Source organism: Micromonospora sp. B11E3 (assembly GCF_039871625.1).
In the GTDB taxonomy this organism is placed as follows: domain Bacteria; phylum Actinomycetota; class Actinomycetes; order Mycobacteriales; family Micromonosporaceae; genus Micromonospora.
This window is the reverse complement of record NZ_JBDPMC010000026.1, coordinates 1-14555: the sequence shown is the minus strand read 5'-3', so window position 1 is coordinate 14555 and position 14555 is coordinate 1. Positions and strand designations below refer to the sequence as shown.

Annotated in this window: 15 protein-coding genes and 1 pseudogene; 6 read left to right on the top strand and 10 right to left on the bottom strand. The window is 72.5% G+C overall.

The features are described 5' to 3' along the window. The first annotated feature begins 205 nt into the window (after positions 1–205). Together ABGB16_RS15520 and ABGB16_RS15515 are read left to right on the top strand one after the other, a co-directional pair. On the top strand, positions 206–1339 hold the full coding sequence (locus ABGB16_RS15520) for a DMATS family aromatic prenyltransferase (protein WP_347668751.1): 1134 nt from the start codon (positions 206–208) through the stop codon (positions 1337–1339). 24 nt (positions 1340–1363) lie between these two features. Beyond that, entirely contained in the window at positions 1364–2779 is a 1416-nt protein-coding gene (locus tag ABGB16_RS15515; protein WP_347668750.1) for a tryptophanase, read from the top strand. A 75-nt stretch (positions 2780–2854) separates the two neighbouring features. On the opposite strand, the gene ABGB16_RS15510 is transcribed toward ABGB16_RS15515, so the two are convergent. The 5 genes from ABGB16_RS15510 to ABGB16_RS15490 form a co-directional block, all read right to left on the bottom strand. Continuing rightward, positions 2855–3409, bottom strand: a complete 555-nt coding sequence (locus ABGB16_RS15510) for an ATP/GTP-binding protein (RefSeq protein WP_347668749.1) — start codon at positions 3407–3409, stop codon at positions 2855–2857. Between the two features lie 17 nt (positions 3410–3426). Next, complete coding sequence (locus tag ABGB16_RS15505) at positions 3427–3792, bottom strand: DUF742 domain-containing protein (RefSeq protein ID WP_347668748.1); 366 nt, start codon at positions 3790–3792, stop codon at positions 3427–3429. Further along, positions 3789–4220 (bottom strand): roadblock/LC7 domain-containing protein, encoded by a 432-nt coding sequence (locus ABGB16_RS15500; protein WP_347668747.1) that lies wholly within the window; start codon positions 4218–4220, stop codon positions 3789–3791. Before ABGB16_RS15500 ends, ABGB16_RS15505 begins: the two co-directional genes overlap by 4 nt. Next, positions 4217–6811, bottom strand: a complete 2595-nt coding sequence (locus ABGB16_RS15495; RefSeq protein ID WP_347668746.1) for a nitrate- and nitrite sensing domain-containing protein — start codon at positions 6809–6811, stop codon at positions 4217–4219. The genes ABGB16_RS15500 and ABGB16_RS15495 overlap by 4 nt, the downstream gene beginning before the upstream one ends. Before the next feature lie 345 nt (positions 6812–7156). Further along, positions 7157–7957: a GNAT family N-acetyltransferase gene (locus ABGB16_RS15490; RefSeq protein WP_347668745.1), complete on the bottom strand. Its 801-nt coding sequence runs from the start codon at positions 7955–7957 to the stop codon at positions 7157–7159. Positions 7958–8183: 226 nt separating this feature from the next. On the opposite strand from ABGB16_RS15490, the gene ABGB16_RS15485 reads away from it, so the two are divergent. The 3 genes from ABGB16_RS15485 to ABGB16_RS15475 all read left to right on the top strand — a co-directional run bounded on the left by ABGB16_RS15485 (position 8184) and on the right by ABGB16_RS15475 (position 10151). Beyond that, positions 8184–8597, top strand: a complete 414-nt coding sequence (locus tag ABGB16_RS15485; protein WP_347668744.1) for a hypothetical protein — start codon at positions 8184–8186, stop codon at positions 8595–8597. Between the two features lie 16 nt (positions 8598–8613). Next, complete coding sequence (locus ABGB16_RS15480; protein ID WP_347668743.1) at positions 8614–9210, top strand: cell wall protein; 597 nt, start codon at positions 8614–8616, stop codon at positions 9208–9210. Positions 9211–9284: 74 nt separating this feature from the next. Continuing rightward, on the top strand, positions 9285–10151 hold the full coding sequence (locus ABGB16_RS15475) for a MauE/DoxX family redox-associated membrane protein (RefSeq protein WP_347668742.1): 867 nt from the start codon (positions 9285–9287) through the stop codon (positions 10149–10151). A 143-nt stretch (positions 10152–10294) separates the two neighbouring features. Here ABGB16_RS15475 and ABGB16_RS15470 read toward each other — a convergent pair whose 3' ends face one another. From ABGB16_RS15470 to ABGB16_RS15450, 5 genes and pseudogenes are all read right to left on the bottom strand, one after another. Then, positions 10295–10819: a DUF6244 family protein gene (locus ABGB16_RS15470; protein ID WP_347668741.1), complete on the bottom strand. Its 525-nt coding sequence runs from the start codon at positions 10817–10819 to the stop codon at positions 10295–10297. 150 nt (positions 10820–10969) lie between these two features. Further along, positions 10970–11245 carry a DALR anticodon-binding domain-containing protein gene (locus ABGB16_RS15465; RefSeq protein ID WP_347668740.1) on the bottom strand — a complete coding sequence of 92 codons (276 nt, stop codon included), beginning with the start codon at positions 11243–11245 and terminating at the stop codon, positions 10970–10972. A 181-nt stretch (positions 11246–11426) separates the two neighbouring features. Further along, positions 11427–11612: pseudogene (locus ABGB16_RS15460) on the bottom strand (arginine--tRNA ligase); the annotation flags it as partial. A 318-nt stretch (positions 11613–11930) separates the two neighbouring features. Further along, positions 11931–12989, bottom strand: a complete 1059-nt coding sequence (gene trpS, locus ABGB16_RS15455; RefSeq protein WP_347668739.1) for a tryptophan--tRNA ligase — start codon at positions 12987–12989, stop codon at positions 11931–11933. 100 nt (positions 12990–13089) lie between these two features. Next, complete coding sequence (locus ABGB16_RS15450) at positions 13090–13401, bottom strand: hypothetical protein (RefSeq protein ID WP_347668738.1); 312 nt, start codon at positions 13399–13401, stop codon at positions 13090–13092. Between the two features lie 254 nt (positions 13402–13655). Between ABGB16_RS15450 and ABGB16_RS15445 the strand changes: the two genes are divergently transcribed. Continuing rightward, the gene (locus ABGB16_RS15445; RefSeq protein ID WP_347668737.1) at positions 13656–13907 is read left to right on the top strand and encodes a hypothetical protein; all 252 of its coding nucleotides are present in this window, start codon (positions 13656–13658) and stop codon (positions 13905–13907) included. The last annotated feature ends 648 nt before the right edge of the window (positions 13908–14555 follow it).

Here is a 14555-nt window from a genome sequence, read left to right as displayed (position 1 = left end):
GCCGCCGATCGTCCACGACGGACGAGCGCGAGCACGTGCAGAGCTCGGACGATGAGGCCGGACACGCGTCGCAGCTTGTTACGCCCGGCGGCTTTCTCTGACCTTTGGTCCGTTATGTAGTGACAGACTGTGATCGATGTTGACCTTTTTGCGACATGATCATTAAAGTCTCGTTTGTCCGGCAGGGTCGATCGAGGGGAGAGTGATGGCCGACTTGTCCGTCTCCAGCCATCTGGACGGTCAGTTGGCGCGCTTGTGCGAGGTGGCCGGGGCTGACCCGGCCGAACCCCGGACCCTGTTGGCGGGCCTGCTCGGGCCCGTCGGCCAGCGCCAACTGTACGAACCGCCAGTATGGCCCTCCGACATCTCCGACGACCACACGCCCGTGGAGTTCTCCATAGCCTTCAACGAGGCGGAGCCCCCGACGTTGCGGGTCCTGGGCGAGACGCTGGGGTCGCCGCCCGGCCCGCTGGCCAACCTGGCCGCCACGCGCGGTTTCCTCGACGCGTACGCCCGCGGGGCCGGCCTGTCGACGACCCGCCTGGACTCGGTGCGGGACCTGTTCGCCACCGACGATCCGCAGGGCGAGTTCGCGATGTGGTGCTCGCTGGTCTTCCGCAACGGCCGGCGACCCGAGCTCAAGGTCTACCTCAATCCCGAGGTCAGGGGGGCCGAGCAGGCGCCCGCCCTGGTGGCCGAGGCCCTGCGCCGGCTCGGGCTCGGCGCGTCGTACCGGACGCTGCTCGAGCACGGCGTCCGGCCGGGCGAGCTGGGTCGCGGCGACCGGCTGACGTTCTTCGCGGTCGACCTGCACGACGGGCCGCAGGCCCGGGTCAAGCTCTACCTGACCCACCACGAGGCCGAGGTGTGGGACGTGACCCGGGCGGCCGGCGTGGTCGACGGCGTCGACGTGGCGGAGATCGAGGAGTTCTGCGCGGTGGCCGGCGGCGGCACCCACCGCTTCGACGGCCGCCCGCTCGTGGGCAGCTACACCTTCACCGAGGGCGTCGACCGACCGGTCGGCTACAGCGTCTACGTGCCGATCCGGAGCTACGTCACGGACGACCAGGAGGCCCGTGACCGGGTGGCGGCGCTGCTGGTCCGCTACGGATTCGACACCGCCGGGCTGGACCGCGCGATCAGCGCGGTGACGCCCCGGCCGCTCAGTGAGGGCGTCGGACTGATCGCGCACGTGTCGCTGCGGCTGGGTGCGCCCAGGCCGGGCGTGACCGTCTACCTGTCCGCCGAGGCGTACCGGGTGTGCCCGCCCCGCCCGCGGCGGGTGCCGGCGGGGCGCGAGGCGTCGCCGACCCCGGCCGGTCGTACCCGGCGCCCCTGACCCCCGCGAGGAGCGAGTTCCCACATGGATGTGCGTAAGGCCCTGCCGCCGTACCGGATCAAGGTCGTCGAACCGATCCCCTTCCTCACCGCTGAGGAACGCCGGCGGGCGCTCGCGGAGGCGGGGTACAACCCCTTCAACCTGCGCGCCGACCAGATCACCATCGACCTGCTGTCCGACTCCGGCACCGGCGCGACGTCCGCCGCGCAGGAGGCGGCCGCCGCGCTCGGCGACGAGTCGTACGCCGGCGCGCGATCGTGGTTCCGGTTCCGCGACGAGGTGCGCGACCTCACCGGCTACCCCCGGATCCTGCCGGTCCACCAGGGCCGGGCCGGCGAGCGCATCCTGTTCGGCAGCCTGCTCAAGCCCGGGCAGATCTGCGTCAGCAACACCCACTTCGACACCACCCACGCCAACGTGGTGCTCGCCGGCGCGGAGCCACGGGACCTCCCGTGCCCCGAGGCGGCCGACCTCGACAGCGCCGAGCCGTTCAAGGGCAACATCGACCTCGCGGCGCTCGAACGAACCCTCACCGGGCCCGAGGGGCGCCGGGTCGGCCTGGTCCTGATGACCATCACCAACAACGGCCTCGGCGCGCAGCCGGTGTCCATGGCCAACCTGGCGGCCGCCCGGGAGCTGTGCCGGCGTCACGGCGTGCCGTTCTTCCTGGACGCGGCGCGTTTCGCCGAGAACGCCTGGCTGGTCAACCAGCGCGAGCCGGGCTACGGCACGTGGACGCCGCGGCAGATCGCCACCCGTGCGTTCCAGCTCGCCGACGGGTGCGTGGTGAGCCTGAAGAAGGACGGCCTGGCGGCGATCGGCGGGTTCATCGGGCTGCGCGACGACGACCTGTACGCCGAGTGCGAGGCGAACCTGATCGCCACCGAGGGGTTCTCGACCTACGGCGGGCTGGCCGGGCACGACCTCGAACGACTCACCCAGGGGCTACGGGAGGTGGTCGACCCGGCGTACCTGCGGTCCCGCGCCGCGTCCACCGAGCGGCTGGCCGAGCTGCTCGACGACGTGGGCGTCGACACCGTGCGCCCCGCGGGCATCCACGCCCTGTACCTCAACGCCGGGCGGCTGCTGCCGCACCTGTCCCCCCGGGAGTTCCCCGGGCACGCCCTGGGCTGCCAGCTCTTCCTCGACGGCGGGATCCGCTGCGCCGAGCTGGGGTCGCTCTACCTGGGCGAGATGGACGAGCACCACCGGCTGCTCACCCCCGCTCCCTTCGAGCTGGTGCGGCTGGCGATCCCGCGCCGGGTCTACACCGACACGCACCTGGAGTACGTGGCCGCCGTCCTCGCCGACGTCGCGAAGGACCCCGAGCGGGTCCGCGGGTACCGGATCGTCTCGTCGCCGCCGCTGCTGCGCCACTTCAAGGTGCGGTTGGAGCCGCTGCCGCCGGCGACGGGCCGGCACGTGGCGACCTACGGCTGAGCGCGACGGTCCCCGGTTCCGTCGGCCGCCGCGAGGCGCACCGGAGCCGGGGACGTCCCGCTCGGGCCGAACCCCTCAGGCGCGGACCGGCAGCCGCGCCAGGGCGTGCTGGACCAGCTCGATCAGCGCCTGCTTGCTGGACTCCCGGTCCCTGGCGTCGCACCACAGCAGCGGTACGGCGGCGTCCAGCTCCAGCGCCGCACGGATCTCGTCGGCGCTGTACAGGCACTCGCCGTGGAACCGGTTGACGGCGACGACGAAGGGGATGCCCCGCCGCTCGAAGTAGTCGATGGCGGGGAAGCTCGTGCCCAACCTCCTGGTGTCGACCAGCACGATCGCGCCCACCGCGCCCTGCGCGAGCTCGTCCCAGATGAACCAGAACCGGTCCTGCCCGGGCGTGCCGAACAGGTAGAGCACGACGTCCGGGGCGATGGTGATGCGCCCGAAGTCCAGGGCGACGGTCGTGCTCGCCTTGCCCTCGACGCCCGTGATGTCGTCCACACCGACGCTGGCCTGGGTCAGCACCTCCTCCGTGACCAACGGCGGAATCTCACTGACCGATCCGACCAAGGTGGTCTTGCCGGTGCCGAAGCCGCCCGCCACAACGACCTTGACCGATTTCCGATCCACGTACACCAGTCCCTCTTCTAGAGCCGCTGCAGGCCGGCGAGAACGGTTTCGAGCAGCCGACGGTCCGCGATCTTCTGCTGCGCCGGGGATCCGATGTCCAGGAACCCCTGCTCGACGAGCACGTCGACCATCACCTTGGTAATGGTGAGTGGCCTGTGCAGGTAGGCGCCGATCTCGGCGATGGAGATCCAGTTGGTGCAGCGGTTGACGATCTCCCGGTACTCCAGCTCCAACCGTGTGGTGTCGACGGGCAGCGCGATGACCTGGGTGGCCAGGTCCAGGTTGCTGTTGCGTGGACTCGTCCGGCCGTTGACCAGGATGTACAGGGGAACGAGCCGCCCGGCCTCCGCCTCGTCGTCGCCGTCCCACACGTCGTACGTCATGGTCGTTGCCCGACGGACTCGCTGAGCGGAAGGACGGGCGGTCGCGCCTCCGAGCCGAGGTACTCGCCGATGCGGGTCACCAGCCGGCTCATCTCGTAGGCGACCGTGCCCATGTCGACGGACGGTTCGCAGAGTACGGCCAGCCGCGCGTTCTGGCCGGCGGCGGCGACGAACAGGGTGCGGCCCTGGTACTCGATGATGACCTGCTGCACCGGCCCGCTCTCGAAGCGCCGGCCCATTCCCGCCGCGACGCTGTACAGCGACGACGCGCCGGCCGCCAGCAGCTCGCCGGCATCCTGCGACAGGGACGTGGACTTCTGGACGATCAGCCCGTCGGTGGACAGGACCAGTGCGTAGACGACGTCGGGAACCTCCACGAGATCGTCCAGGATCCAGGTCAGATCGGTCTGAGGTGTCGAGTTGGTCACGCTTTCCTGCCTTGATCGTCTCTGGTTGCCGATTCGTCGATGCCTGCGGCCCGGCCGGCGGCCCATGCCTGCTGGTACCTGGCGAAACGCGCCCGCGTCTCCTCCGGCGACCTGGTCGGCTCCGCCGTTCGCGGGGCGCCTCCCGGCACGTCGTCGTCGCGCAGCTCCGGCACGAGGTGCTGTTGCGGCTGCCGGTGCGGCAGCGGCGGCCGCGTCGCGTTCCGCGAGCCGGGCGTGCCGTTGCCGGGAATGGCCGAGCCCCCGCCGAGGCCCGGAATGTTGTTGCCACCGAGGCCGGGCGTGCCGTTGCCACCGTGGTCCGGGGTGCCGTTGCCGAGCGTGGCCCTGCCGTTGCCCGGGTGCGCGGTCCTGCCGATGCCGAGGCCGGGTGCCGCCATGCCGCCGGGCGGCGGGGTGCCGAGGCCGAGCGTGCCGCCACCGAGGCCGGGCGGGACGGGGGCCTGCGGCTGCCGGGGCGGGACGGCCGTGGTGTTCTTCGTCGGTTGGGAGTCGCTCATCATGCCCCCCACGCGGTGCGGTCGGTCGATCTGGGGCCGGGTCAGCGGCCGGGCCGACTGGGGCGGGACGGCCGTCGCGACACCACCGCCGCCAGCGGGTCGCCCGCCCGGCTGACCACCACCGGCCAGCGCCGCCGACGCGGCGGTCACCGGCAGCCTGATGCCGGGGTCCGTGCGGTCCAGGTCCGGGGCCACCGGCTCGGCGGCGAGCACCCGATCCGGCAGGAGCACGATCGAGAGCAGACCGCCGTAGGCCGACGCGCGGAGGCTGACCTGGATGCCCTCCCGCTTGGCCAGCTCCGCGACCACGTGCAGACCGACCTGCGCGCCGTCCTTCAGCGCCGTCACGTCCGGCGTGGGCGCGGTGGCCAGCAGCTCGTTCGCGCGCTCCAGAGACTCCGGCTTCATGCCCACGCCGGCGTCCTCGATCTCGACGGCGACGCCGTTCTTGACCTCGACGCAGTTCACCCAGACCGTCGTCTCGGGCGGGGAGAACGCGAGCGCGTTGTCCAGCAGCTCGGCCAGCAGGTGGATGGTCCCGGCGACGGCGGGCCCCACGATCGCCACGTCCGGCGCGTTACGCAGGGTGATCCGCTGGTAGTGCTGGGCCTCGGCGAACGCCGCCAGCATCACCCGGCGTACCGGGACGGGGTTCTGGAAACGCCGGCCGATCTGGCCACCGGCCAGGATGACCAGGTTCTCCAGGAAGCGCCGGGTCTGGGTGAGCTGGTGGTTGATGTCGAACAGCTCCGTCAGCAGCTTCTCGTCGCCGATCCGGTTCTGCAGGTCCTCGATGACCTTCAGGCCGCGCTGCAGGGGCCGCTGGGGCCGGCGGGCGACACCCATCAGCATGGCGACACCGGCCGCCCGGGTCTTCGCCTCGTCGACGGCCGCGCCCGCCGCCGCCTGCAGCGACCTGTTGATGACCTCCGCGACCCGGCCGATCTCGTCGCTGCCGTAGTCCTGCATGGGAAGTTCGACCGTGACGTCGACCTTCTCCCGCCGTCGCAGGCGTTCCATCATCGCGGGCAGTTGCTCGTCCACCATCGCGGCGGCGTCCCTGCCCAGCTGCGCCAGCCGGACGGACAGCGCGCGGTCCACCAGGATCCGCGACTGGCGGATCGCCCACAGGATCGCGGTGATTGCGATGGACAACGCCAGGAGGCTGCCCAGGGACGCGGTCAGCAGCTGCCCGTTGCCCGTGCGGAGGGTCTCCGCCGAGACCTTGTCGGCCTGCTCGATGGTCAGGTTGATCAGCTCGTCGGAGACCTGAGTCGTGAGCGTGTCCCACTGGGTCCTGGTGAACGGCAGCGCCCGGGGTACGCCGTCCCGCCACGGGCCGGCGGCGATGAGCGCGTTCTCCGCGGCGGTCAGCTGCTTCCAGGGGTCACCCGCCGTGATCGCCGCGTGGCGTTCGCGCGCCTCCGGCTGCAGGTGCGGTGCCACGTTGGCCAGGCTGGAGTGGTAGGCGCCCACCAGGCTCACGAAGTTGAGGTAGTCCTGCTCGCTGAACGTACGGGCGCCGAAGGCGCTGTCGATGGTCGACCCGGCCCGGGACATCAGGTCGCTGGCGCGGAAGGTCTCGGTCGCCGCGATGCCGCCCTGGGTCGCCGCGACGTCGGGGACGATCCGGGCCTGGGTGTCGAAGAGCCCGGTCGCGGCGTCGAGCAGCTCGTTGTAGAAGTCGTACACGTTCTGCCGGTCGGCCGACCGGGAGTCGACGGTGCTCCGTACGCCCGGCAGCTCGTTCAGATGGCCCGCCAGCCCCTTCCACCGCTTCAGGATCGACTGCGGGGCGTTGGCAAGCGCCGACTCGGCGGCGGCGCGCATCGCCGCGACCCGCTCGTCCGTCTGCTGTCGCTGGTCGAGCAGCTTCTGCAGGTCCCGCGAAGGTTGGGCCAGGTAGGCGACGCTCAGCCGTCGTTCCTGCTGGATCGAGGCCAGCGCGGAGACCGCCGGAATCGACACCTGGCGGACGCTGTTGGCGACCTCTCGGTTGTAGAAGCCCTGGAAGAGCAGGTATCCGGACGCGACGAGCCACATGACCAGGGCGACGACACTGGGGATGAGCACGAGCCGGATGACCCGCCGCTTGAGGGATTTCTGTTGACCGCGACGCGGGTTCGACGCCGTTGGCTGGCCGTGCTCGTCCGAATCACGGTCTCTGTTTTCGCGGTCGGCCTGTTCGTGCGCCAAGTTGAATTCCAATCATGGGCAGCCCACAAGGCACCAGCGGCCGGGTCCAGCCGGCCGACGGCGATGTGGGCGCAACCCTACCGGTCTGTCCGGTCTAGCACTACCCGCCATAGCCGCAGCCGGATTGGACCTATCGTCGGCACTGGCCAGGGCGGGTTTGCCCGGTCTGCTGTGGACCGTCGCCGGACCGGGGACGACGTGCCGGATCCGCGGCGGGTCCGCCTACGCCGGCGCCTCGGGCGGGCCGACCATCGACGGCAACCGCACGGAGAACATCCGGCTGACCGGCCGGAAGCCGGCGGCGTCGTACAGCCGGCGGGCGGGGTTGCCGTCGGCGACCGAGAGGCCGAGCGCGGGCAGGCCGGCCGTCCGGGTGCCGTGCAGCGCGTGGCTGAGCAGGGCCCGGCCCAGTCCCCGGCCCTGCGCCCGTGGCGCGACGCCGAGGTTGACGACCCAGCCGCAGGGCTCGTCACGCCACGGTCCGGGGCCGGCCGACAGGACGTGGGCGGCGCTCCGTCCGTCCGGCCCGAGCGCGCGGGCCGAGGCGGGCAGCAGTGGCGAGAACGGGTCGGAGTTGTCGAACATCGCCCGCACCTGGGCCGTGTGGTCGTCGCGCCAGGCGCCGTCCGGATGCTCGGGTCCGTACGCCGCCACGAGCGCGTCGCGCAGGTCCTCGTCCCAGCCGGGCGGGGCCAGGGACCAGCCGGGCGGCAACGGGGCCGGCGCCGGCAGGTCCACCAGGTCGTGGCGCAACTCGGTGGCGGCCCGGTGCACGTGCAGGCCACCGGCCGCCAGGGCGGTCGCGAGCCGCTCGTCCGGCGTGTCCAGGCGCAGCCCGGCGAGGTCCCGGCGGGCCTCGGCGGCCACCCGTTCCGGGGATGCCCCGGCCAGCGGTCGCACCTCGGCGGCCGCGGGCTCCAGACGTACGCGGGCGAGCGGGGTGCCGTCGTCTGCCGCGCGGAGCAGCGCGCTGCCGGGGTGCCCGGCGTTCGTGGCGTCCTGCGGATCGGGATGGATCGGCATGGCCGCACGGTAGTCCGGTGCGGGCCAAGTGGCGCTGCCCAGGGGTGCAGCGTCCCGGTTCATGGCGTTCTGCCCGCCGCCGCCGTGCGCCACAGGCGGCGCCACGAGGGCCTATATATGGACGGATACCGATCTATCCGTTGACTTTGGTGGTCTGCGACACAACAATCCCCGTCTATATCGACAGTTATCGCTGTCGATCCCCAACCTTGGAGGGGAGGTACCCATGGCGGGTCTGAGAGGCGAGGTGTCGTGGTTCTGCTGCGGCACCGCCTGGGGTCCCTGCGGGACCTACGGCGGTGGCGCCTGCGGCACCTGCAAGTCCGCCAACTACCAGCACGCCTGGCCGAACACCTCGGACGCGTGCCTGTCCATCACCCGCCCGGACGCCTGCGGAATCACCGGGATGAGCCGGCGCGGCTGCGGGTTCCGGCACTACACCACCAACCTCTGCAACGGCGCCAAGATCGGCACCCTCATCGCCGACTGCGGCCCGCAGACGGACCTGTTCTGCGGCGAGCGCACCTGCTGCGGCTCGGCCTGCGGCAGCAACCGGATCATCGACCTGACGCCCGCGGCGTACAGCGCGATCGCCAGCCTCTCCGTCGGGCTCCGGCCCTGCCTGGTCGACACGGTCTGAACGGGAGGGCCATCACATGAACCAGACTCTGGACCGCCGCCGCCTGCTCGCCACCGCCGCCCTCGGCGGGGTGGTCGCCGCGACCGGCCTCGGCTCGCTCGCCCCCGAGGCGGCCTTCGCCGCCGAGGCACTCGCCGTCGAGCCCGGCGCGCCGGACCCGAACTTCGCCGAGGGCCGGATCAGCAAGATCTCCGGCAACATGCTGATCGTCACCGGCTCGGACACGGTGCTGCACTCGATCCGGATCACCGACGGCACGAGCATCTGGAAGCTGCACCCGACGACGTTCGACAAGGTGGCCGTCGGCGACGGGCTCTACGCCCGGGGCGTCCGCCTGCCCGACGGCACGCTCGCCGCGGACTCCGTGTGGGTCAACATCGTCAACCTGCACGCGCACATCCAATCGGTCGGCCGCAACGTGCTGTACCTCGACCACAAGGGGCAGCGCATCGTCGCGCACGTCGTGGCGGGCCGCTCGGCCGCGGTCTACAACGGCACCCCCGCTGTCAGCGACCTGTCGCTGCTGAAGGTCGGCCGGCACGTCCAGGTGCTCGGTGCCTGGCACCCGGACACCAACGAGATCGACATCGCCACCGTCTACGCCGCCGCCTGACCGGCGCGTCCCGGGCGGTACGCGACCGCGCGCCGCCCGGGACGCACCCACCGCACAACCCAGGGAGGAACCCCATGATCGAAGTGCTCGCGGCGCTGCAACCGCTGGTCGTCGGTGCGGTGCTGATCTGGTCCGCGCGCGTCAAGCTGTTCAGCCGGCACGCCGCCGAGATCGCCAACCGGTCGGCGCTCACCCGGCTGATCGGGCAGAGCCGGGCGCTGCCCGCGTACCGGCTGCTGGGCGGCGTCGAGCTGACCCTCGGCGCGCTGCTCCTGCTGCCGCCGGTGCTTCGGCTGGAGGCGGTCGCCGCGACCGCGCTGGCCGTCGGCTTCCTCGGCTACCTCACGTACGCCCGCCGCGTCGCGCCGACCTCCTCCTGCGGCTGCCTGAGCGCCCAGACGACCCCCGTCTCCGGCCGCAGCATCGCCCGGGCCGGGCTGCTGGTGGTGGCGGGCGCCCTCGCCTGGGCGGCCTCCGACGGCTGGACCGCCGGGCTCGCCGACCGGCCCCTGGCCGGCGGCGCCGTGCTGGTCGCCGAGCTGGCGGCCGTGGTGGCGCTCTCGCCGGAACTGGACCGCAGGTGGCTGCTGCCGCTGCGACAGCTGCGTGTCCGGCTGACCCACCCGCTGCGCGGCGGCTCCGGCGTGCCGCTGCTCGCCAGCGTGCAACAGCTCCAGCTCAGCGAGGCCTACCGGCGCGTGGTGCCACTGCTCCGCTCCGACGTGCAGGAACACTGGGACGACGGCGAGTGGCGCTTCGTCGGGCACGCCGCGCGCTATCAGGGTCGCCCGGCGACCGCGGTGTTCGCCGTGCCGCTGGCCGACCAGCAGCCGGACGCCGTACGGGTCGCCGTGATCGACGACGCCACCGGGCAGACCCTGCTGAGCCTGGCCGGGACGGCGTCGCCGGCCGGCCCCCACCTCTCCGTCGTTCCCGCCTGACGGCGTCGGGCGTCAGGCGGCGTCCGGCTTCGTTGCCGGTGGCCGGGGCGGGCGGTCGACACCGGACGGCCCGCCCCGGCCACGCGTCCGGCCCCGGGCGGCCCGCCCCGGTCAGGCGTCCGGCCCCGGGCGGCCCGCCCCGGTCAGGCGTCCGATCCCAGCCGGCGCGCCTCGGCGATCGCCGCCTCCACGGACTGCCGGGCGGCGCCGGTCCGCTGGAGCACCATCGTCAGGACCTGCTTGACACTCTCCAGCCCGGCCAGCATCGGGCCGGGCTGCCCGCCCTGGAGGACCAGGGTGGCGAGCCGCTGGGCCTCGCCGACCTGGTCGATGACCCTGGCAGTGGCGTCGCGGGCGCCGTCGACGGCGTCCAGCACCGGCGTCAGCCCGGTGATCGTCTCCTGCGGCGTCGCCTGCTGGGGTACGGAGGCGGTCGTCTTCGTCGCCGCGCCGATCGACGTGGCCAGCCCGCCCAGGCCGTCCTGGATCTCGGAGATCGCGCCCTGCACCCGCGCGACGCCCGCCGCCACGGCGGCGAAGCCGGCACCGGCGGCCCGCAGCGCCACCTCCTGCGCCTGCTGACGGGCGGCGGCGGCCAGCCCCTGCGCCCGTTCGACGCCGGTCGTCAGCGCCCGCAGCTCACCGGTGATCTTCTCGACGTGCGACACGGACCCGGCTCCCTCGATCGAAGAACGGAAGCATGTCGACCGAACCTACCGGCCCGGCGGCCCTGACGGGTACCGCCGGGCGGGCGCGGCCCGTGAACGTCCCGGGCGAGAACGACGGCCCCTCCGTCGGATGGATCCCGCGTTCGGGGCTCACAACCGTTCCGGGGTACGGATGCCGAGCAGGTGCAGGCCCCGCCGGAGCACCCGGGCCGTCAGCCCGCACAGCAGCAGCCGCCCGCCGCGGACCGGCTCCTCGACGCGCAGCACCGGGCAGCGCTCGTAGAACGCGCTGAACGCCGCCGCCACCCGGTGCAGGTGGCCGGCCAAGTGGTGGAACTCCAACGTCCGCTCCACCTCCGCCACCACCGGGGCGAACCCGAGCAGCGCGAACACCAGCGCCCGCTCCGCCGGGTCCCCGAGGGGCACCGCGGCCGGGCCGGCGGCGGGCAGCGGCGACGCGTCGTCCGCGTCGAGGAACGCGCCGTCGTACCCGAACGGCTCCGCCCGCCGGCGCGACCACGGCCGCGGCCAGGGCTCCGTCGGACACGGTGAGGTTGATGAAGCCCGGCCCCGACACCTCCGCCGCCGCGCACAGGTCGGCCAGCGCCGCCCGGTCCAGCACCTCGGCCGCGATCTCCCGCGGCGGACGGCCGACCCGCCGGGCCAGCGCCAGCGCCGCGTCGGACTGGTAGTCCGCGCGCGTCGAGCGCCGCACCGCCGGGTCGACCGGACCGCCGGTCACCGTCGCGAACGCGGGTGCCAGCCGGTCGGCCAGCAACTGCTCCAGATCCATGGGTACGCCGATCTCGCTCGGACCCGCGTCGGGCGGGTCGCCGGATGGGGACTCCGGACGGACCGAGGTGTCGATCGGGCGGGACCGGCGGCTCGATCCGCCGGTCGCAGGAGGACGTGCGTCAGCTCAGCGTCGACGGGGGCTCGAACGAGCCCGGCGTCGCTCGCGGCGCACCGACCCGGCCAGGGCGCCCTGGGGCGCGCCGGCGGTGGCGTGGTCGCCGCAACTGGTCACGCCGGCAGCGTAGCCGACCGGCCCGGGCGCGGGCCACGCCCGTCCGGACCGGTCGGCACCTTCGCCGAGACCGCCGTACGCCGGTCAGGCCGGCGCGGCGGCGGACCGACGGGCCCGCTCCGCCCGCCGCCGGACCTGCTGGTACGCGCCGGTCAGCCCCATCGCCCGGCGGACCTCGACCAGGGTGCGCCGCACCTCGGCCCGGGTCCGCTCGGTCCCGTCGACGATGAGCTGGTCCACCATGCCGCGGTCCGCCTCGATCCGCGCCCGGCGCTCCCGGATCGGGTCCAGGAACCGGTTCAGCGCCACCGCCAGCTTCTCCTTGACCTCCACGTCCCCGACCCGGCCGGCCCGGTATCGCTCCTTCAGCTCCGCCACCTGCGCCCGGTCCGGGTTGAACACGTCGTGGTACGTGAAGACGGGATTACCCTCCACCGTGCCCGGGACGTCGGCGCGGACCCGGTTCGGGTCGGTGTACATGCCCATCACCGCCCGGCGGACGGTCGCCGCGTCGTCGGAGAGCGAGATCGCGTTACCCAGGCTCTTGCTCATCTTGGCCTGACCGTCCGTTCCCACCAGCGTCGGCGTCTCCGCGGCGATCAGCTCCGGCACGGGAAAGACCTCCCCGTACAGGTGGTTGAACCGGCGGGCGATCTCCCGCGTCACCTCGACGTGCGGCGCGTTGTCCTTCCCGACCGGCACGACCTGCCCCTTGACGCAGAGGATGTCGGCCGCCTGGAGAACGGGGTAACCGAGCAGCCCGTACGGCATCTCGTCCTTCCCGGCGGCGCGCGCCATGTCCTTCAGCGAGGGCACCCGCTCCAGGCGGGGCACGGTCACCAGGTTCTGGAACAGGGTGTTCAGGTCGCCCACCTCGGGGATGGCCGACTGCAGGTAGAACGTCGCCCGGGCGGGGTCCACCCCGGCGGCGAGGATGTCGGTCACCATCTCCCGGGCGTTGTGGGAGACCCGGTCGATGTCCTCGCGGGTGTTGCGGGTGGTCAGCATGTGCAGGTCGGCGATGATGAAGAAGCTCTCGTACCGCTGGTGCAGTCGCACCCGGTTGGCGATGCTGCCGACGTAGTGGCCGAGGTGCAGCCGCCCGGTCGGGCGGTCGCCGGTGAGCATCCGTACTGCGGACATGGTGGTACGCCTTTCGTGTGCCTGGAAGGAAGCGTGGGGGACGCGCGGGCGCGCGCTGACCGGGGCGGAGATCGCCCCCGAGGTCAGGTGGATCGGCTCGTCAGACGAGAGCCGGGCGCCATCGCCCGCCGTCGCGGAACCGCAGCCCGCCGGCACGCAGGACGTCCAGGGTGTGCTCACGGCCGTAGCCGGAGCCGGCCGACATGGCCGGCGCAGCGCCCACCGAACGGCCGTCGACCGGATCGACGGCCTCGGGCGCACAGGTGCACAGCCGGGCCATGCCTCCACCGTAGCTGTCCCGGCCGTCGTCCGGTGAGCCCGCCGGGTCGACCAGGGGGAACCCGCGTTCGCGGCCCCGGCCGGTCCGGGCCACGGTCCTGGAGAGTGGGGGCGTCGGCACGATCGTCTTCATGTCGGGGACATGGTGGTGTTCGGGTGCCGGGATCTCCGCCATGTCGGCGACATCGAGTGGATCAAGCTCGTGCGGGTGTGCCCGTTCGCGTCGAATGCCCGGTCTGGGGGTGCTTGTGGGTGGCCGGTGGCGCCGCCGGGGCCGGAACGTGGCCGGATGTGCATGGCCGCGTGGGGCCTGACCTGCGGCGACGGATCCCGTCCCGCGTCGGTCAGCAAGCCTCCGCGTCGGCGCCGCTGGCATACTCGCCAGTCATGGTGCTGTCACGCGGATGGGCCGCTTTCCTGGTCGGGGTCGGCATCTGGACCTGGCTGATCTGGCCCCGGTTCGCCCTGGCGATCTGGGACGACCCGCGCTCCTGGGCGGGCGGGACGTCGGGCGAGGGGGCCCCGACCGGTTTCCTGTGGATCCACGCCCTGCTGATCGCGGCGTCCCTGGCCATCGGCACCGCGGTCGGCGTCCTTGGGATCCTGGGCCTGCGGGCCGCCGGCCGGCGCCGGAGTTGATCGGAAACCCTCCTGAGCTGGGCACATCTTTAGGCGTAGATGGTGTGACCGGGGACGCGGCCCCCGGATTTGACGATCAACTCCCCGGGCGCGTAACTTTCTCTCTGCCAGCGCGGAACGGACGAAACGGGGCGAAAGTCCTGGAGGCCGGAGCGCGGGAAGGGCTTCCGGGTCTGACGGGCTGTACGCCGTCGGAGTCGGATCGGGCGGTGCCCCTGGATCTGCCGCGAGGCGGATTTGGAGCGGCGGAACCGACCGGGTAAGCTCGACGATCGGCAGGGCCCCGGGCGAGCTGGCGGGAGACCGCAGCGGCCGGCCTGCCAAATCCGATGATCACGACAGCGGTTTGCCGCTGCCTGCGATCGCCGGCGCGGTACCCGTACAAAGCACGACAGACCGGGATACACGGTTTGACACGGCTGAGACGGTGAGGTAACGTAGTAAAAGTGCCCGGCGCGAGAGCGGCGGGTCACGGGACGAAATGCCCCGGCTGGTGGTCCTCCTGATGGTGGGTTTCTGGTTGGTGTGTGGTTGTTCTTTGAGAACTCAACAGGGTGCTTGATAAGCCAGTGCCAATTATGATTTACCCCCGCGCTGGTCGAGCTTTGGTTCGGCTGGTGTGGATTCCTTTGGCAACACTTTTGTTGC